The following is a 17,600-nucleotide window of genomic DNA, read 5'->3' on the forward strand; positions in this document are numbered from 1 at the left end:
CACGAAGAGGCCCCGCGCAGGGCCGCGCGCACCGGGAGCCTCGGACCGAGTCCTGATCAGCCGGCTGCGCCGAAACCGAGGGGGAGCGGACCGGCCATCGCCCGCTGTTCCTGCCCCATCGCGCTGAGCCGGCAGGCGCATGACGCCGTGATCGGCAGGTCGGCCTGGGCTCGCACGATATCGAGGCGTCGTTTGATCACCGCGGCGAGCTCGTCCTTGCCGAGTCGGGTGAGGCACTCGTGGTAGCCGTGCAGGCTCCACACGTTGTCAGGATGCAGGTTGGCGCGTGGGATCCCGGGGGCGTAGCCGAGGTCCTCCCGATACACCTGCTCTGCTTCCTCGACGCGGTTCTGTTCCAGAAGCAGGGCGGCCAGCGCGTGGCGAGTGGGCTGCATCCAGCTCCACGGCTCGTCGTAGGGGAGGGCATCGTCGATCTCCACGGAACGGCGCAGATGCGCGAAGGCCTCCTCGTAGCGGCCATCCCGGTACGCGATCTCACCATCGAGCATCTCCGCGGCGACCTGGAGGATGTCCTGGCAGGTGTTGTTGAAGACGGTGCGGGACTCGGGGACCCGCTCGACGGCGGCGCGGAAGAGCTCCCGCTCAGCGAGGGCCTCCTCCACACGCTCCAGCGCGGCGAGAGCCACACCCCTTGCGTAGTGCATGATGGCGGTGGTGGTGCAGAACAAGTCTTGGTCCTCGGGCAACGGCTCGTCGAGGATCTCCTGCCAGCGCCCGAAGCGAATGAGTGCGTGCATCGTCATCGGGTAGAAACCCTCGAGCCAGTCCGCCATCGGCGGTGACTGCACCTGAAGCAGTTCGGGCGGCAGCGCTGCCTCCAGGCGGCGACCCGCGTCTATCGCGGGTTCGGACTGGCCCAGGAACATGGCGCCGTACATGACGAAGTGCAGATTGTGGGCCCGGTAGAGGGTGTAGAAGTTCAGCGGCCCGCGGTGCTGGACGTAGCGCTGATCCGCGGCGTGAGCGGCCTCGTTCGTCTCGATCACCCGCCGGTAGTCACCGCACAGCACGTCGATGTGCGTCGGCATGTGCACGAGATGCCCGCCATCGGGCACGACATCCCGCGACCAGTCGGCCACCCAGAGCGCTGACTCGGGGGTGCCGGACATCTCCATGAGATGAACGGCGAGGTGCAGCAGCCCGGGATGACGGCGACCACCGGGGAGGGACAGTGCACGGTCGACGAGCTGCTTCGCCTCTTCACTCGGGGCTCCAGCGGTCGGTGCCCCGGTGCGCAGATCCCACAGGTCCCACGGCTTGACACCGAGCAGGGCATCCAGGACGACCGCCAGTACGTCGAGGTCCTCCGGGAACCGGCGGGCGAGGTCCCGGCAGGCGTCCGCGTAGCCGTCGGCCCAGTCCTGGCACCACTGTTCACCCTCGGGCGGCGACGAAGACGGGAAACGTGCCGACAACGTCGCGATCAGCGCCTGGTCTCGATCCGGGGCCGTCGAGGCGAGCGAGAACGCGCGCTCGGCGTGACGAGCCGCATGTTCGAGGCTGAGCCGCAGATCCTCCGGATCGAAGGCCTCCCACGGCTTGTTGTAGTTGGGGCCCAGAACATAGGCGGCGCCCCAATGGGCGAGAGCGAACTGCGGGTCCGCCTCCGCGGCGCGCACGAAGCAACCGTAGGCCTCTTCGTGGTTGAAGGCGTAGGTCCAGATCAGGCCTCGGGTGAACCAGGTCGCGGCTTCTGGGATCGTGGTCGGTAACTCCGGCTGATAGGAGCCGAGGGCGAAGGGATAGTCATCTGTGGCGTCAGTCACGCGAGGATGCATGCTGCGAGGCTAACAACCGGGCTGCCGATCGGGGACGGATTCTGCGGAACGAAGCTGCTGCCGGTTGCGGCTCACGCGACTCGGGGATGAACGAGTAATCGTGTGGACGTTACGGCCCATGCGGCACTTCTGCGGAGGTTAGGTTAGGCTCACCTAAGTGCAGAAGAGAGGTTGCTGGCCGATCGATCGATGCAGGCTCCCTGTTGTGGAGGCGCAACTCGCGGGCCCACGACCTTTCGCTCTGCCAGCCGACATCCGTTTATCGAAAGCACCGCTCATGGCCCACATTTCCCCCGCGCAGTCTCTTGTTCTTCGCGGAATCGCAGTCGCCGCCGCCTTCGTCATCGCCCTCGCTGGTTGCTCCGCTCCCTCCGGTGAGAAGCCCGCGTCAGACGGGGGTGCCGCGAAGCAAACAGAGGACGCGGGTTGGCCGCGGACCTTCACCAATGCTGACGGCACGACCACCGAGATCCCGAAACAGCCCCAGCGCATCGTCTCCACGTCGGTCTCGGTCTCAGGCACTCTCCTCGCGTTCGACGCGCCGGTCGTGGCCTCCGGCTCGGCCGGCAACGGTAAGTTCTTCGCCCAGTGGGCCGACGTCGCCGAGAAGCGCGACGTGGCGAACCTGTGGGCAGCGGGGGAGGTCGACCTGGAGTCGGTGCACGCCTACGAGCCCGACCTGATCGTTGTTTCAGCCTCCGGCGCCGACTCGGTCGCCGATCAGGTGGCAGACCTCCAGGAGATCGCGCCGACCATCGTGGTCGACTATGGCGGACAGACGTGGCAGCAGCTCGCCGAAGAGCTCGGCGAGGCAACCGGCCTGGAAGACAACGTCAAGACGACCGTGTCTGATTTCGACGCCTACGTCGCCGAGGCGGCGGAGAAGATCACAGTGCCGGAGGGCAAGGCGAACATCGTCTCGTTCAACGGCCCGGGCGAAAGCAACCCCATCGCCCGGGCCGGGTCGGCGCAGAGCCAGCTGCTGAGTGAGCTCGGCTTCACCATCGAAGACCCGAACCCCGACTGGCACACGCAAGACAACCTGCGCGAAGACTTCGTCTGGGCGAGCTACGAGAACCTCACGGAGCTGACGGCGGAGACCACTTTCATCCTCAGCCAGGACGACGGGGGCGCGCAGGCGTTCGCCGACGACCCGGTGCTCGCCAACCTGCCCTCGGTGAAGGCGCGCCAGGTGTACGGGCTCGGGCCGAACTCGTTCCGCATCGACAAGTACAGCGCGACGGAGATCGTCGACGCCGTCGTGGCGGCCTTCGGCGAGTGACCCCGCTGCGGTGCCGGGGACCTCGCGCCTTCGGCACCGCCGGACATCCATGATCGAAACTCTGCCCACGGTTCATCCGGCCCCGCATGCCAGACGGCGCTTCGGGCTCGTTGTCCTCATCGCCCTCGTCGTTGCAGGTGTCTTCCTCAGCACCTGCGCCGGCACGCGTGAGCTTTCCATCGCCACCACGTGGGACGCGCTCGTAGCGTTCGACCCCGGCGACTCCGCGCACCTGCTTGTCGTGCACCGGCGCATCCCGCGCGCCCTCCTCGCGGTCGTCGTGGGTCTGTGCCTGGGCGTTGCGGGCGCCGTCATGCAGGCCCTCACGCGCAACCCGCTGGCGGAGCCCGGCGTGCTCGGCGTGAACGCCGGCGCGGCCGTGGCAATCGCGACGGGGATCTCCTTCCTCGGCATCGCCGACGTCTCCGGCTACATGTGGCTCGGCCTGCTCGGCGCGGCAGCGGCCGGAGCGGCTGTTTACATGCTGGGCGGGGTGCGACGGGGCACGAACCCGGTGCGGCTCGTGCTTGCCGGCGCCGCGCTGACCGTCGTGCTGATGGCCCTCACCCAGCTTGTGCTCGTCAACAGCCTCGACCAGGTCTACGACCGCTACCGTCACTGGATGGTCGGCTCGCTCGCCGGGCGCGGCTACGACGTCCTCCTGGCCGTGTCGCTGCTCGCCGCCGCGGGCCTGATCCTCGCCTTCTCGCTCGCTCGGCCGCTTGACTCCGCGATGCTCGGAGAGGATCTCAGCCGGTCCCTCGGCGGCAACCCCGAGCGGGTCTGGGCGCTGGCGGGAGTGGCCGTGATTGTGCTCGCCGGCGCGGCAACGGCCGCGGCCGGACCGATCGCCTTCCTCGGGCTGGCGGCCCCGCACCTCGCACGTCTCGTCGTCGGCGTGAACCACCGCTGGGTGCTCCCGTGCTCCGGTCTCATCGCCGCGGGGCTCATCGTCATTGCCGACGCACTTGGCCGCATCATCCCCCCGCGCGGCGAGATCAGCGTCGGCATCATGGTCACCCTCATCGGAGGCCCCTTCTTCGTCTTCCTCGTCCGCCGTCGCCGGATGGTTCAGCTGTGAACGCTCCTACGCCTCCACCCCTCGTCAGCCGGCCCGCCCCCGGCGCCTCCGTGCGGCGTCTCGGCCCATTCTCCGTTGTGCTGTCGCCGCGACTGATCGCGGTCACGGGCATCCTGCTCGCACTCACGGCCGTGCTGGGCATCGTCGCCATGACGATCGGTACCCTGCCTATTCCCTTCGCCGACGTCGTCGCCTCCCTGCTCGGCGAGGGCAGAGACGCTCGACAGGACCAGGTGGTGCGGGGCCTTCGCTTGCCGCGCGTGCTCACAGCGGTCTTCGCCGGTGCCGCACTCGGCGTCTCCGGTGCGGTCTTCCAGTCGGTGTCGCGCAACGCTCTGGGCTCACCCGACGTCATCGGGTTCACGACGGGCGCGGCGACCGGTGCCATCGTCCAGATCGTCGTGTTCCAGGCCGAACCGCTGCAGATTTCCATCGGTGCGGTGGCGGGCGGTCTGCTCACCGCCGCCGCCGTCTACGTGCTCTCTGTGAAGGACGGTGTGACGGGCGGGTACCGCCTCGTGCTTGTCGGCATTGGCGTCGGCGCCGTGCTCGGCGCACTCAACGGCCTCCTGCTCATGACGGGTGATCTCGACAGCGCGATCGCCGCGAACCTGTGGCTTTCCGGTTCGCTCGACGCACGGAAATGGGCGCACGCCCTCCCCGTGCTCATCGGCACGCTCCTCATCGTGCCCCTCGTCGGGGCCCTCGCCCGTCGCGCGTCGCTCATGGAAATGGGCGACGACCTCGCCCAGCAGCTGGGTGTGCGCGTCGAGCGCACACGCGTGCTGCTCATGCTCGCCGCTGTGGCGCTCGCAGGTCTCGCCACGGGGGCGGCAGGCCCCATCGCGTTCGTTGCCCTGGCCGCTCCGCAGCTCGTCACCCGGCTCACCCGCGCGCGGGGTCTGCCGGTGGTGAGTGCCGCAGCGATGGGCGCATGCCTGCTGGTTACCGCCGATGTGCTGGCCCAGCTGCTGCCGATCACCGCCGCCGTACCGATCGGCCGGATGACCGGCATCCTCGGCGGCATCTATCTCATCTGGCTGCTCACCCGCTCAAAGCAGGTCTGACATGCGAACGGAAAGCAAGGACAACACGCCCAGCTATAGCGGCACCGCCGCACTGCACGCCGAGGTGGTGACCCTCTCCTACGAGTCACGCTTGGTCTCCCGCGATCTTGACGTGCGGATCCCACAGGGAGAGTTGACGGTCGTCATCGGACCGAACGCGTGCGGCAAGTCGACGCTGCTGCGCGCTCTCGCCCGTCTGCTCACTCCATCGTCCGGGCGCGTGCTGCTGGGAGGGGAGGACGTGCGGCGCCACACCCCCAAGGAGCTCGCGCGCCGGCTCGGCCTCTTGCCGCAGTCGTCCGTGGCGCCCTTCGGGATCACTGTCGCCGATCTCGTCGGGCGTGGGCGCTTCCCCCATCAGCGCATGCTGCAGCAGTGGTCGCGTGACGACGAGCGCGCCGTGGCTCGGGCCATGGCCGCCACCGGCATCACCGAGATCGCCGACCGGCCGGTCGAGGAACTCTCCGGCGGCCAGCGCCAACGTGTCTGGATCGCGCTGCTGCTCGCGCAGGACGCCCCAGTCATGCTGCTCGACGAGCCGACCACCTTCCTCGACATCTCCCACCAGCTCGATGTGCTCGAGCTGTGCCGACGGCTGAACCGCGAGGAGGACCGCACCATGGTGCTCGTACTGCACGACCTGAACCAGGCCGCCCGGTTCGCGGACCACCTGATCGTGATGAAGGACGGCGCTGTCGCAGCGGCCGGTGCACCAGAAGACATCCTCGACGAGGAGCTCCTCCGCCACGTCTTCGGCCTCACAGCGCGCGTCATGCCCGACCCGGTCTTCGGGACGCCGATGGTGATCCCGATCTCCGGAGCGACGGAGAGCCCCGCGTGAGCACGATCACGCCGCCGTCGCATCCCGCTCCCCGGCCGCCTCGAGGCCGCAGCCCAATCCTCGAGGCGCTAGGGTCGCAGCTCGGCAACGCGTCGACGGCCGAGCGCGCCATGCTCGTCGAGCGCTTCTGGGACTCCTCCGGCAAGCGCTCACCGCTCGTCGAGGAGATCCCCGGCCGGCCGGATGAGCGGTTAGTGACCTTCCTCTTCCGCGACGCCACGGCGCACGCAGTGATCGTCGCCCTCAACCGGATCACCCACGATCTCGACGACGGCCGTCTCGAACGGATGCCGGGCACCGACATCTGGCACGCGACGTTTAGGTTGGGAAGCGGATGGCGCGGCTCCTACGCCGTCGCGCCCGTCGAGGCCGACCGCCTCGCTGAGCTTGCCGCGCTCGAACCACGATGGGCCATGCGCAGGCTGCGGGAAAGCGGAGAGGTCGACCCCCGCAACCCTGACACGTCCCATACGCACGGAGGCGGGCGTGTCTCGGTAGCCGCCCTTCCCGACGCGCCTCCGCAGCCCTGGCTCACGCCGTGCGCCTCCGCGAAAAGGGGACGGACGAGCGAGCACGTGTCTCCGACCGGCCGGCGGGTGTGGGTATACAGACCGCACGCCTCAGGGAACGCGCCGTGTCCGCTCATCATCGCCTTAGACGGCAACGTCTGGCACCGGTCGGAATACGCCGCGGCAGCCGTGGACGCGCTGTCCGACGCGGGCGCGATCCGCGCGCCGTACGTCGCGATGCCCGATGCCGGACCGACACCGCGACGCATAGCGGATCTGAGCATCGACGGGGGGATGAGCACCGAGATCGTCGACGTCATCATCCCCTGGCTGCGATCCTTCCTCCCCGTGAGCACCGATCCCCGCGACGTGATCGTGTCGGGCGAAAGCCTCGGCGGGCTCACCGCGCTGAAGACCGTCTTCGATCATCCCGAGGCCATCTCGACGGCGCTCAGCCAGTCGGCGTCGCTGTGGCAGCACGACATGCTAGACCGTGCCGCTCGTGCGAGATCGCCGGTCAGAATCTTCCAGACCGCCGGACGGCACGAGGGCGTGCTGGTCGAGCACAATCGGGTGCTCGATAGCACGCTGCTCCGTTCTGCCCATGAGCACACCTACGTCGAGTACGACGGCGGGCACGACATGGCGTGTTGGCGCGGCTTGTGGGCCGACGGGCTGCGGGTACTTCTCGGCGGCGAGGGCGCCGGCAGGTGAGACCCTGCGCTCAAACGCCGACGCGCATGCCGGCGCCTTGCGAAACCGTGATGACAGCGAGGCGTACCAGCACTCGCACACCGTCGCCAACACGTGCACAGGCATGACCTGGCTGGATCTGATCGGTACCGCATCGACCCCGCCCGGGACTACCAGCCCAAGCTCCCGCGAACCCACAACACGCCCACCCAGACACTGAAGCGCCCTGGGTTTCGTTCCGAGTCTCAGCAAGGAGAATCGGAGTATGCCCAAGAAGTTCAGTCCAGAGCTGCGTGAGCGTGCTGTGCGCATGGTTCACGACCGCCAAGCCCTCGAAGGAGGGCCCCGAGCAGCATCGATCCGTGTCGTCGCACCGCAGCTCGGCGTCGGGGAGGAGACCCTGCGGATCTGGTGCAACCGCTATGGCCCCACCGAGCCGGCCGGCCCGGGAGAGCCGCTCGAGGAGGAGAACCGTCGGCTTCGACGAGAACTCGCCGAAGCGCGGCGCGCGAATGAGATCCTGAAAGCCGCCTCAGCGTTTTTCGCAGCGGAACTCGACCGCCCCACGACGAAATGATCGCGTTCATCGATATGCATCGCGAACAGTTCGGGGTCGAGGCCATCTGTCGCATCCTCGGTGCGACAGAATGTGGGTTCATCACCTCTCGCGGATACCGTGCCGCAAAGAGCAGGCCAGCCTGCGCTCGTAGCATTCGGGACGAGATGCTCGTAGAGGAGATGAAACGGATTCATCAGGAGAACTACAGCGTCTACGGGGTCCGGAAGATGTGGCACGCGATGCGGCATGCGGGCTGGGACGTCGGTCGCGACCAGGTGGCACGACTGATGAGGATCGCGGGACTCCAAGGCGTCCGGCGAGGCCGCAAGCCCGTCACCACCCGCTCTGGAACCGAAGTTGACCAGCGTCCCGACCTTGTGGAACGGAAGTTTGCCGCGGACCGTCCGCGGCAGCTCTGGGTCGCTGACATCACCTACGTCCGGATCCTCGCCGGATTCTGCTACGTCGCATTCATCACCGATGTCTTCAGTCGGAGAATTGTCGGCTGGGCGGTCGCACCCACACTCCACACACAGTCTCTACCTTTGCTCGCACTGGAGCACGCACTTCTTTCCACCGGTGCAAGCAGGAATGATAGCGGATTGGTTCACCACTCCGACAGGGGCAGTCAGTATGTCTCACTGGCCTATTCGGACGCTCTCATCGCAGCGGGGGTGAAAGCATCAGTCGGAACCGTTGGCGATAGCTACGATAACGCCCTGGCCGAGACCGTGAACGGTCTCTACAAGGCGGAGCTGATCTACTCGAAGCGGATCTGGGATTCGGTCAGCGAAGTCGAGCTGGCGACGATGGGCTGGGTCCACTGGTGGAACACGGCCCGGCTCCACGAGGCGCTCGACTACCGCACTCCAGCGGCAGTCGAAGCGGCCTACACTCACACCACGACGACCGCGCCCGCGACCGTCTAACCACGGAACGAAACCCAGGGCGCTTCATGTGAGTTCACGACATCGTTGACAGTCCTGGGCAGGGATTCAGCTGGTGATCGTTGACCGGTCAGTCGCGTCATCGTTGACGAATCGGGGGTCGTGTTCGTTGACCGGTCAGTCGCGACATCGTTGACACGCCCCCAGCGTCGACTATGCGGCATGGGCTCCAAGAACAAGAACCTCGTCATCGTCCGTTCCGTCCTCGAACAAGGCCTCACGCACGCCCAAGCGGCTGAGCGTTATCAGGTCTCTCGTCAATGGGTCCACGTCCTGGTCCAGCGCTACCAGCTGGGCGGCCCCGAAGGCTTGGAGCCGCGCTCACGTGCTCCCCGCTCACGCCGGCCGCCACGTCCTGATCCTGGTCCACGACGACCACACCGTCACCTCCGATGCCACCACCGGCGAGATCATCGCCGAACACCGCATCGACCCCGCCCGCGACTACCAGCCCAAGCTCCCGCGAACCCACAACACACCCACCCAGACACCACGCCCCGGACAGTCAGTGAACCCACGCAAAAAATCCTGAGTCGCGACACCGTCTGTCAACGATGTCGCGACTCAGGACAAACGGTCGGGCTGGCGGGATTTGAACCCACGACCCCTTGACCCCCAGTCAAGTGCGCTACCAAACTGCGCCACAGCCCGAGGCCTCCGCTGCGGGAGGGCCAGCGACGATACTAGCGCGGCTAATCGGCTCGGAGCGAATCGAACTACAGTGACCTGCGGCACGGCGCCATCGGGACCGTGCTCCGTTGACACCCTGGGGACCTGAGGAACTGAAAGACATGGCCAAGTCCGAGGGCATCCAGCGCTGGAGCGCCCTGCTGGAGGAGACGACCACCGGCTGGGACTTCGCCGAGCACACCGATATGGACGAGGACCCCGAGCCCTGGGACTATCGCCAGATCGCTCGAGACCATTTGCGGGTCTCCCACCGCGCGCTCGACCTCGGCACCGGGGGAGGGGAGTTGCTGGCCTCTTTCGGAGAGGATCTACCCCAGACGGTCGCCGCCACCGAGGGTTGGGCACCGAACCTGCCTGTGGCCGCCGAACGCCTGGAACCCCTGGGCATCACCGTGCACGAGCACGACAGCGAATCGGGGGAGCCGCTGCCGTTCCCTGACGATTCCTTCGACCTGGTGCTCGCACGGCACGAGTCCTACGACCCGGCGGAGGTCGCGCGTGTGCTCGGGCCAGATGGCGTGCTGGTTACGCAGCAGGTCGGCGGCGAGGATCTCGCGGACATCACCGAGGCGCTCGGCGGCACAGCGCCGTACCCGGAAGTGACGCTGGTCGAGTTCGAGCGTGCGTTGATGTGCGCCGGAATGACGGTCGAGCGCGCCGACACATTCACCGGCGCCTACCGCTTCCGCGATCTCGAAGCTCTGCTGCGATTCCTCGCCCGCATTCCATGGATGCTCCCGGAGGGCTTCGACCCCGTGCGGGATGCGGCGCGTCTCGAGGAGCTCCGGCGCCGCGCTGATGTGGGGGAACTGACAGGAGTGCTGAGCCGTTTCCTGCTGGTGGCGCGCACTCCGTCGCCGACCGATCACGGCCGGCTGGACCACAGCCGGCTCCGGGCCGAGGACAACCGCGAGGTGCGCGAGATCTGAGCGCTCGTCCGGAGACGTCCGGAGGGTGCACACACGGGCGCGCCACACTCTTCGGTGCGTTAGCCGCAGCTATTGTGGCCGCATGGTCAGGAGGGATCCAGCGCGCACACCGCACGGAGAAACACCATATTCTCCGGACTCGCTGCTGCGTGCCCTGACAGCGAACCCGTTCGACGTCGACCATCCGCGGCATCAGGGGCACAGCGATGAGGTGCCGGCGCCGGACACGCCGACGACGCGTGCTGTGACGTTCCTTCTGGCGATTCTGCTCGGCCTCGCCGTTGCCATTTCCGCAGCGAGTCTGCGCGAGAACGCTGCTGGCCAGGACAGTCCACGGACGGCGCTCACCCAGCGGGTGCTGGAATCGCGCGCCCACGCCGACGACCTCGCCGCTGAGCAGAAGTCGAAGGAGGAGACGCTCACCGCCTTGCAGGGCTCCGTGCTCGCGGCGGATGACCCTGATGCGACTGAGCGCGTAGATGTGTACGAATCTGCAGGTGGATCGGCTGCCCTGCGCGGCCCCGGCGTACAGGTCACGATCGACGATTCCGTACCGCTTCCACCTGAGCCCGGCATGAAGGACGGCGCCGTCAACCGGGTGAGCGACCGAGACCTGCAGGTCGCCGTGAACGGCCTATGGGCCGCGGGCGCCGAAGGCATCGCGATCAATGGCGTGCGCCTCACATCGACGTCAGCTATCCGCACAGCAGGTTCAGCGATCCTGGTGGACTTCCGGCCCCTGTCACCGCCGTATGTCCTCAGCGCGATCGGCCCGTCAGACGATCTGGAGAATGCCCCTGTCACAGGGGAGACGGGGGAGTACCTCGGGGAGATCTCGAGCCGTTTCGGCATTCAGGTGCGCACCGAGGCGGTTGAGCAGATCACTCTGCCGAGTAGACCGGCGTCGGCGCTACGCGAGGCGACACGCCCGGAGGAGAACCGGCCCGCAGTGCCGGCCGGTGGTGGTGGACCATCGGATGACGGGGGAGAGGAGGACTGATGATCGCGATCATTGGTTTGCTGCTGGGGATTGTTGCGGGCCTTGTGTTGCAACCGGATGTGCCGGTGGTTCTGCAGCCGTATCTGCCGATTGCCGTGGTCGCCGCGCTCGACACACTCGCGGGAGGTCTGCGTGCCGCATTGGACGGCGTGTTCGACTCCCATGTGTTCATCACGTCGTTCCTTTTCAACGTCGTGATCGCAGCGCTGCTGGTGTTCATCGGTGATCAGCTCGGTGTCGGCCCGCAGTTGTCCACCGCTGTCATCGTGGTGCTGGGGATCCGTATCTTCTCCAATGCCGCGGCGATCCGACGAAGCCTGTTCCGCTCATGAGCATCGGATCGCGCGAGCCCATCTCGCAGGATGAGCAGCGCACCGCATGGCGTCGGCTGCGTGGCGCGTTGCGTCCACGCGCGAATGCGTCCCAGGTCATCGTGGCCCTGCTCTGCTTCGCCCTGGGGCTCACCTTCGCTGTGCAGGTGCAGCATCATGGTGATGACGGTCTGTCCGGCGCATCGCAGCAGGAGCTGGTGCGCTTGCTCGACGAATCGAATCGGCATGTGTCGGATCTGGAGCGGGAGAACGGTGACCTCGACCGCACGATCGAGACGTTGAGGGGAACCCGGGATGACGACGCCGCCGCCCATGAAGCGGCGCAGAAGCGCCTCGATGACCTGGAGATTCTCGCGGGCATTGCACCTGCTGTCGGACGCGGCGTAGAGATCTCGGTCTCCGCGGGCCGCGGCGAGGTGCGATCGAGCACACTGCTGGCTGTCATCCAGGAGCTGCGCAATGCGGGAGCCGAAGTGATCCAAGTGGGGCAGGTGCGTGTGGTCACCTCCACCTCGGTCGCCCTCGGTGACGATGGTGATCTGCAGGTCGATGGACAGCGAGTGAGCATGCCGCTCACGGTGCGTGCCATCGGCGATCCGGATGTGCTCGACCCGGCGCTGCGAATCCCGGGTGGGGCTGTCGACTCGCTGCGGGCCGACGGCGCCTCGGTGCAGATCAATGAGCGGGAAGACGTCAGCATCGACGCTGTCGCTGAGCTTCCCGACCCTCAGTACGCTGAAGTGGTCAAATGAGGGTCAAATCCTGATCAGATCATTCCTGTGAACGGGACGTGCTAGCGCGCCTCATGAAAGGATGGACAGGCGGATCCGAATGCCCCGCCCGGGGCTGCGGCCTGCCGAGGAAAGGGGTGTCACGGTGACTTCGAACGCCGGCTGGAACGAAGACAAGCTCGATCAGACGTCGACGCTGAGCGCGATTTCGCCCGCTGACCCTGTCGAGGACGGCGAGCCCGGCCTCAGCACGCAGGACCGCACATCCATCGACCGCCTCCCCGAGGGGTCTGCACTGCTCATCGTCCGCAAGGGCCCGAATCTCGGTGCGCGATTCCTGCTCGACGCCGACACCACCGTTGCGGGCCGCCACCCCAACAGCGAGATCTTCCTCGACGACGTCACGGTGTCTCGCAAGCATGCCGCTTTCATCCGGGACGGCCAGGGCTTTCTCGTGCGCGACCTCGGTTCCCTGAACGGCACGTATGTGGGCCGCGAACGGGTCGATGAAGCACATCTGCAGGCAGGCCATACTGTGCAGATCGGCAAGTACCGCCTGTCCTACCACCCCTTCGCCGGGGAGCGCTGAGCCGGTGCCGGCCTCCGCATCGCGCAGGCCGAGCAGCGCAGGGTCGTCGCGACTGAGCATCGGCCAGGTGCTCGCTCAGCTGCGTGACGAGTTCCCGGACCTCGCGCACTCGAAACTGCACTATCTCGAGGCCGAGGGGCTGATCAGTCCGGAACGGACATCGTCCGGCTATCGCAAGTACTCACGCGATGACGTCGAGCGTCTGCGCTTCGTACTCAGAGCGCAGCGTGACCGTTTCTGGCCGCTCAAAGTCATCAAAGAGCACCTCCTCGAGCACGGGCACGAGACGGACGTGACGTCGATCGCTTCACGCCCCGGCCCGTCGGCGGAGCTGAAGGCGGTTCGGCTGGACCGTCGAGGGCTGCAGCGCGAAGCCGGCATCGACGATGATCTGCTCTGTGAGCTTGAGCAGTACGGTCTGATTGGTCGTGATCAGCTGTTTTACGGCAACAATGAGCTCGAGATCGCTCGTGCAACACGTGAGCTCGCCGCGCACGGGCTGCAGCCGCGTCACCTCGTCATGCTGCGCAGCTCTGCCGAACGCGAGGCACACATGATTCGCTCCGTGGCCGGGGTCCGCTCACGGGCCGCTGATCCGGCTGCCCGGGGCGAGGCCCAGGACGCGGTACGTGATCTCGGCGAAGAGATGATCACCCTGCACAGCGCCCTGCTCAGGGAACGCCTGCGGGACAGCTGACTTCGCGGATTCGGCCTACACCCCGATCGTTGGGCCGTATAGCGCACATCGCTCACCAGGTAGATGCCCGTGGAGAACGGCCGGAAAACAGACCAGACTGTCACCGAGCCGTGACATGACTGCGGCGCGTTGGTGCCCGTACGGCGAGGCGACACGCTACTCTGAACGCGAGCTCTCATCCTCCTTCCCCGTCGAGAGCCGCATCCCGGAGGTAGACGTGAACAGCAGCCGTGACGAGGACCGCACCTCGCAGACGACCGTTCCGGCCGAGCCGGCGCAGGGCGTCCTCTTCGATGAGGTCGTGGACACCCCCGGTGAGCTCGGCTATCGCGGCCCCGCCGCCTGCAAGGCTGCTGGCATCACCTACCGTCAGCTCGATTACTGGGCCCGCACAGGACTTGTGGAGCCGAGCGTGCGCGCCGCACAGGGCTCCGGTAGTCAGCGGCTCTACGGCTTCCGCGACATTCTCGTGCTGAAAGTTGTGAAGCGACTGCTCGACACTGGCGTGTCTCTCCAGCAGATCCGCGTAGCAGTGGGGGCGCTGCGCGAACGGGGGATCGATGACCTTGCACAGATCACCCTGATGAGTGACGGCGCCTCCGTGTACGAGTGCACCTCCGCTCAGGATGTGATCGACCTGGTCCAAGGCGGTCAGGGCGTGTTCGGCATTGCCGTCGGCCGGGTCTGGCGCGAGGTGGAGACGGAACTGTCGGTGCTGCCGAGCGTCAATCCTGCGGACGATGCGACGCTCGCCCTGCACGATGAGTTGGCGGCCCGCCGCCGTTCCCGCCGGGCTGGCTGAGCCTGTTCATACGCGCCAGCTAGATCGGTTGACGCGAGCCTGAACCGGGAGCTCTCCATGGAGCGCGTGGGATCGCTGTCGGTGTGCGCCTAGACCGGTCGCACGCGGCCAGATCACCGGCCTCGTCGCTGGAACGGTGCTGAGCTATGCGTCAGGAGTACTGGCGCGAGTCCATGATCACGCGCAGAAGCGCGTCGAAATCTGCCGTGAGTCGGGGTCCGGACGCACCCTGGTACTCGTGCAGCGGCACCGCCCCGCCCTGCGCCTGCTGCAGGCCCACCCGTTCCTCAATAACCGGCTCCAACACAGCATCACCGAAGAGCTCACGAAGCTCGGCCAGTCGATACTGATGCTCGACCGAGCGCGGCCTGTACCGGTTGATCACGAGCCCGAGCGGCTGAAGTCGTGGAGCAAGCCCTTCTTCGCGCATCTCGACGGAGAGTTTCAGTGCACGATCCGCGGCCGTCACCGCGAAGAAACCGGGTTCGGCCACCACAAGGGAACGGTCCGACGCTGCGAGCGCCATCTGTGTGAGGCCGTTCAAGGATGGCGGGCAGTCGACCAGCACGATGTCGTACTCGTGTGAACGCTTCTGCAGAGCGTCGCGCAAACGCTTGACATCCCGGGGGGAGAGGGCGGGGGAATCCACCAGCGCGGAACGGTTCGAGCCGGGGATGATGTCCAGGTGGCTCGACGCACCCTGCGCCCACGGCGTCGGAATGATGGCGCGGTCAACGGATTCGGTGCGCGGCGAAGACAGGACATCGGCGATGTCCGTGCTCGTGGCTGCTTCCCCCAGAAGGCCAAGCGTGGAATCGGCCTGCGGATCCAGGTCGATCACGAGGGCATTGATGCCCTGATGCAACGCCGCAGAGGCAAGGCCAAGCGTCACAGACGTCTTGCCGACGCCACCTTTGAGAGAACACACACTCACCACGAACACGAGGGCAGTCTATCGGCCCGAGCCGAAGAGCCGGAGCTCCGCTGTGAAGCGGGGCATCGGCCTGAGACGGACCAACGACCGAGTACCGTGAAGCGTCGGGCATCGGCTGGCGCCGAGGCACCGCGCCGGTACCGTGGAGCAGCAGACATCGCCCTGAGCCGCGCTACCGATCGTGTGCCGGGGCCATGCCCGAAGGACACAGGCGCTGCACTGGAGGCGTGAACCGGCATGAAGAGAGCGAGGTGCGGCGATGATGACGATCGTGCTCGAGGTTCTCGAGGGATGCGGCGCCTCGGCGTTGCGCGAATGCGCGGCGATCGGCCCCGCGACGGCGGTGACGCCAACGGAGATCCAGCTGAAGGCTGAGCAGGTGAGCGCTGTTGCCGCATTGCGCAGCGTTGTTGCCGCCTATGGGGCGATCAGCACCCAGACCCGTCGGCCCCGCGGCCTGTTGGAGACCTCGGTGCAACAACGCACCGCCCAGCTCTGGGAACAGATCACCCATCAGCGACCGCGACGCACGTTCACCGGTCTGCGCCTGGCCGCTGCCGGCAGCGACACCGAGGAGATGCGCCGCATCGCCGATGCTCTGAGTGAACTCACGCAGCTGCCTGTGCGGGAGGACGGGGACCTGCTGGTGCGTGTGCGACGCACAGCCGCGCATGATGGCTGGGAGCTCCTGCTACGGACCACCCCGCGTCCACTGTCGACACGGCTGTGGCGCACCGTTGATTATCCGGGCGCAGTCAACGCGACGATCGCCGCAAGCGTGGTGGATCTGTTGGATGTCGGCGCTGATGACGCCGTGCTCGACATGACCTGCGGGTCAGGCACGTTCCTCATCGAGCAGTCCCACCGGCATGCCCCGCGACGCGCTGTGGGCGTCGACGTTGACCCCCAGGCGATCGCTGCGTGCCGTGCCCATCAACGCGCGGCCAAGCAGCGCGGACGCATTGAGTGGATCTGCGCAGACGTTCTCACCGGCCCGATCGAGGGGACCTTCACCCGCATCCTCACCAACCCACCGTGGGGCATGCTTCACGGCGATCACGCAACCAACCTTGCTCTGCACCGTGATCTTCTGGTGCGGGCAGGGCAACTCGCAGCGCCGGGCGCCCGCTTGGGGGTGCTCACGCAGGAGATTCGGCGGATGCGCGCGCTGCTGCCCGAGCAGCCCGGGGGCTGGAGACTGGTCGACGAGCACCGGTTCTTCCAGAAGGGACACCGGCCCGCCCTGTTCATCCTGACTCGAGACCCGCACGAGGCCAGTAACGGTCCACAGGCTGTCTGAGTGACACCACTCCATGGACAGCGTGATTGCGCTGTTCTGTAAATAACCAGCTGATTGTACATGTGAGCCAACAGTTCCCTGGCCCGCTCAGAATCCCCGGCGCCCCTGGGCAAGCAGGTCCAGCGCTGAGCCGCTTCCATGGAGCTGCACACACACGTCATCGCGCCCGAAAGCCCACAGCAGAAGCTCCACGGGATCACCGTGCACGCGAACACTGTGTTCACGTCGCCGCCGCTGGCGCAGACTGCCCTGCGGCGCGACCAGAGTGAGGGTGATCGGGACCCGCACGAGAAGGCGATGCATCTGTCGCAGCACCTGCCATGCCTCTTCCTGGTGCTGCGCACTGAGTGATCGTGGCTTCCAATCAGGCTGGGCGCGCAGCAGATCTTCGTGATGCACAAGGTGCTCGGCCGCGTTCACACGGGCATCCACGGGAAGCAGCGGGGACAGTGGCGGGGGACCGGCACGGAAAAGATCCACCATCTGCTGCCAGGTGAGAGCCGCGCGCTCCTCCAACCGTCGCTGTGCCCACAGACCCGCGTGGCCTGGCACGTACGACAGCGCCATCAGATGGGGCCACCGTTCACGCAGCAGAAGATGTTGGAGCAGATCCCGGGCCCGCCAGGAGGGAAGGAGCGTCGGCGCAGTGGGACCGAGCCGCTCGAGGGAGTGGGCGAGTGCTTCGCGCTCCGTTCGCGCGAGTATGCGACGGGTCATGTCTGCTCCTTGCCGGTCGGGGTCTGCGCCCTCACGCCGTGCACGCGGCGCACTGGTGCTCATGATGTGACATGCCAGCGCCAGGAAGTCGGCAGAAGTGG

At 66.8% G+C, this 17,600-nt stretch carries 18 protein-coding genes, 1 tRNA gene, 1 pseudogene and 1 other annotated feature; of the genes and pseudogenes, 16 read left to right on the forward strand and 4 right to left on the reverse strand.

What is annotated here, in order from left to right; translation table 11 throughout:
* Positions 1-56 precede the first annotated feature (56 nt).
* Positions 57-1,799 carry a tetratricopeptide repeat protein gene (locus tag C8271_RS07450; protein WP_212591329.1) on the reverse strand — a complete coding sequence of 581 codons (1,743 nt, stop codon included), beginning with the start codon at positions 1,797-1,799 and terminating at the stop codon, positions 57-59.
* Between the two features lie 277 nt (positions 1,800-2,076).
* On the opposite strand from C8271_RS07450, the gene fepB reads away from it, so the two are divergent.
* From fepB to C8271_RS14150, 8 genes and pseudogenes are all read left to right on the forward strand, one after another.
* Positions 2,077-3,081: a Fe2+-enterobactin ABC transporter substrate-binding protein gene (gene fepB / locus C8271_RS07455; protein ID WP_106506774.1), complete on the forward strand. Its 1,005-nt coding sequence runs from the start codon at positions 2,077-2,079 to the stop codon at positions 3,079-3,081.
* A 49-nt stretch (positions 3,082-3,130) separates the two neighbouring features.
* A complete protein-coding gene (locus C8271_RS07460) occupies positions 3,131-4,162 on the forward strand; it encodes a FecCD family ABC transporter permease (RefSeq protein ID WP_106506775.1) in 1,032 nt (343 codons plus the stop codon).
* Positions 4,159-5,229 (forward strand): FecCD family ABC transporter permease, encoded by a 1,071-nt coding sequence (locus C8271_RS07465; protein ID WP_212591330.1) that lies wholly within the window; start codon positions 4,159-4,161, stop codon positions 5,227-5,229. Before C8271_RS07460 ends, C8271_RS07465 begins: the two co-directional genes overlap by 4 nt.
* 1 nt (position 5,230) lies before the next feature.
* Positions 5,231-6,070, forward strand: coding sequence for an ABC transporter ATP-binding protein (locus C8271_RS07470; RefSeq protein WP_106506776.1), 840 nt, complete (start codon positions 5,231-5,233; stop codon positions 6,068-6,070).
* A gap of 110 nt (positions 6,071-6,180) precedes the next feature.
* Complete coding sequence (locus C8271_RS07475) at positions 6,181-7,293, forward strand: enterochelin esterase domain-containing protein (RefSeq protein WP_212591331.1); 1,113 nt, start codon at positions 6,181-6,183, stop codon at positions 7,291-7,293.
* 244 nt (positions 7,294-7,537) lie between these two features.
* Positions 7,538-8,760, forward strand: a protein-coding gene (locus tag C8271_RS07480) for an IS3 family transposase (RefSeq protein WP_106506778.1) whose coding sequence is annotated in 2 segments (ribosomal slippage) — positions 7,538-7,817 and positions 7,817-8,760 — 1,224 coding nt in all. Because the reading frame shifts where the segments join, the coding sequence is not laid out codon by codon here.
* Positions 7,807-7,909, forward strand: a sequence feature (AL1L pseudoknot). (Overlaps the previous gene by 103 nt.)
* A gap of 180 nt (positions 8,761-8,940) precedes the next feature.
* Positions 8,941-9,078 (forward strand): annotated as a pseudogene (locus tag C8271_RS14475) (helix-turn-helix domain-containing protein); the annotation flags it as partial.
* Between the two features lie 25 nt (positions 9,079-9,103).
* A complete protein-coding gene (locus C8271_RS14150) occupies positions 9,104-9,310 on the forward strand; it encodes a hypothetical protein (protein ID WP_245921028.1) in 207 nt (68 codons plus the stop codon).
* A 45-nt stretch (positions 9,311-9,355) separates the two neighbouring features.
* On the opposite strand, the gene C8271_RS07495 is transcribed toward C8271_RS14150, so the two are convergent.
* A tRNA-Pro gene (locus C8271_RS07495) sits at positions 9,356-9,429 on the reverse strand.
* 140 nt (positions 9,430-9,569) lie between these two features.
* Between C8271_RS07495 and C8271_RS07500 the strand changes: the two genes are divergently transcribed.
* The 7 genes from C8271_RS07500 to C8271_RS07530 all read left to right on the forward strand — a co-directional run bounded on the left by C8271_RS07500 (position 9,570) and on the right by C8271_RS07530 (position 14,548).
* Complete coding sequence (locus C8271_RS07500) at positions 9,570-10,397, forward strand: class I SAM-dependent methyltransferase (protein ID WP_106506779.1); 828 nt, start codon at positions 9,570-9,572, stop codon at positions 10,395-10,397.
* Positions 10,398-10,479: 82 nt separating this feature from the next.
* A complete protein-coding gene (locus C8271_RS07505) occupies positions 10,480-11,397 on the forward strand; it encodes a DUF881 domain-containing protein (RefSeq protein ID WP_106506780.1) in 918 nt (305 codons plus the stop codon).
* Positions 11,397-11,729 carry a small basic family protein gene (locus tag C8271_RS07510; RefSeq protein WP_106506781.1) on the forward strand — a complete coding sequence of 111 codons (333 nt, stop codon included), beginning with the start codon at positions 11,397-11,399 and terminating at the stop codon, positions 11,727-11,729. Before C8271_RS07505 ends, C8271_RS07510 begins: the two co-directional genes overlap by 1 nt.
* Positions 11,726-12,481, forward strand: a complete 756-nt coding sequence (locus tag C8271_RS07515) for a DUF881 domain-containing protein (protein ID WP_106506782.1) — start codon at positions 11,726-11,728, stop codon at positions 12,479-12,481. Before C8271_RS07510 ends, C8271_RS07515 begins: the two co-directional genes overlap by 4 nt.
* A 124-nt stretch (positions 12,482-12,605) precedes the next feature.
* Positions 12,606-13,049: an FHA domain-containing protein gene (locus C8271_RS07520; RefSeq protein WP_106507956.1), complete on the forward strand. Its 444-nt coding sequence runs from the start codon at positions 12,606-12,608 to the stop codon at positions 13,047-13,049.
* Between the two features lie 4 nt (positions 13,050-13,053).
* A complete protein-coding gene (gene ftsR, locus C8271_RS07525; protein WP_106506783.1) occupies positions 13,054-13,746 on the forward strand; it encodes a transcriptional regulator FtsR in 693 nt (230 codons plus the stop codon).
* Between the two features lie 217 nt (positions 13,747-13,963).
* A complete protein-coding gene (locus C8271_RS07530) occupies positions 13,964-14,548 on the forward strand; it encodes a MerR family transcriptional regulator (RefSeq protein ID WP_106507957.1) in 585 nt (194 codons plus the stop codon).
* 151 nt (positions 14,549-14,699) lie between these two features.
* Here C8271_RS07530 and C8271_RS07535 read toward each other — a convergent pair whose 3' ends face one another.
* Positions 14,700-15,491, reverse strand: a complete 792-nt coding sequence (locus C8271_RS07535) for a ParA family protein (RefSeq protein WP_106506784.1) — start codon at positions 15,489-15,491, stop codon at positions 14,700-14,702.
* Positions 15,492-15,741: 250 nt separating this feature from the next.
* On the opposite strand from C8271_RS07535, the gene C8271_RS07540 reads away from it, so the two are divergent.
* The gene (locus tag C8271_RS07540; protein WP_106506785.1) at positions 15,742-16,782 is read left to right on the forward strand and encodes a methyltransferase; all 1,041 of its coding nucleotides are present in this window, start codon (positions 15,742-15,744) and stop codon (positions 16,780-16,782) included.
* 87 nt (positions 16,783-16,869) lie between these two features.
* Here C8271_RS07540 and C8271_RS07545 read toward each other — a convergent pair whose 3' ends face one another.
* Complete coding sequence (locus C8271_RS07545) at positions 16,870-17,499, reverse strand: TIGR03085 family metal-binding protein (RefSeq protein ID WP_106506786.1); 630 nt, start codon at positions 17,497-17,499, stop codon at positions 16,870-16,872.
* Positions 17,500-17,600: the final 101 nt, after the last annotated feature.

It is taken from the genome of Brachybacterium timonense, assembly GCF_900258505.1.
Taxonomy (GTDB): Bacteria; Actinomycetota; Actinomycetes; order Actinomycetales; family Dermabacteraceae; genus Brachybacterium; species Brachybacterium timonense.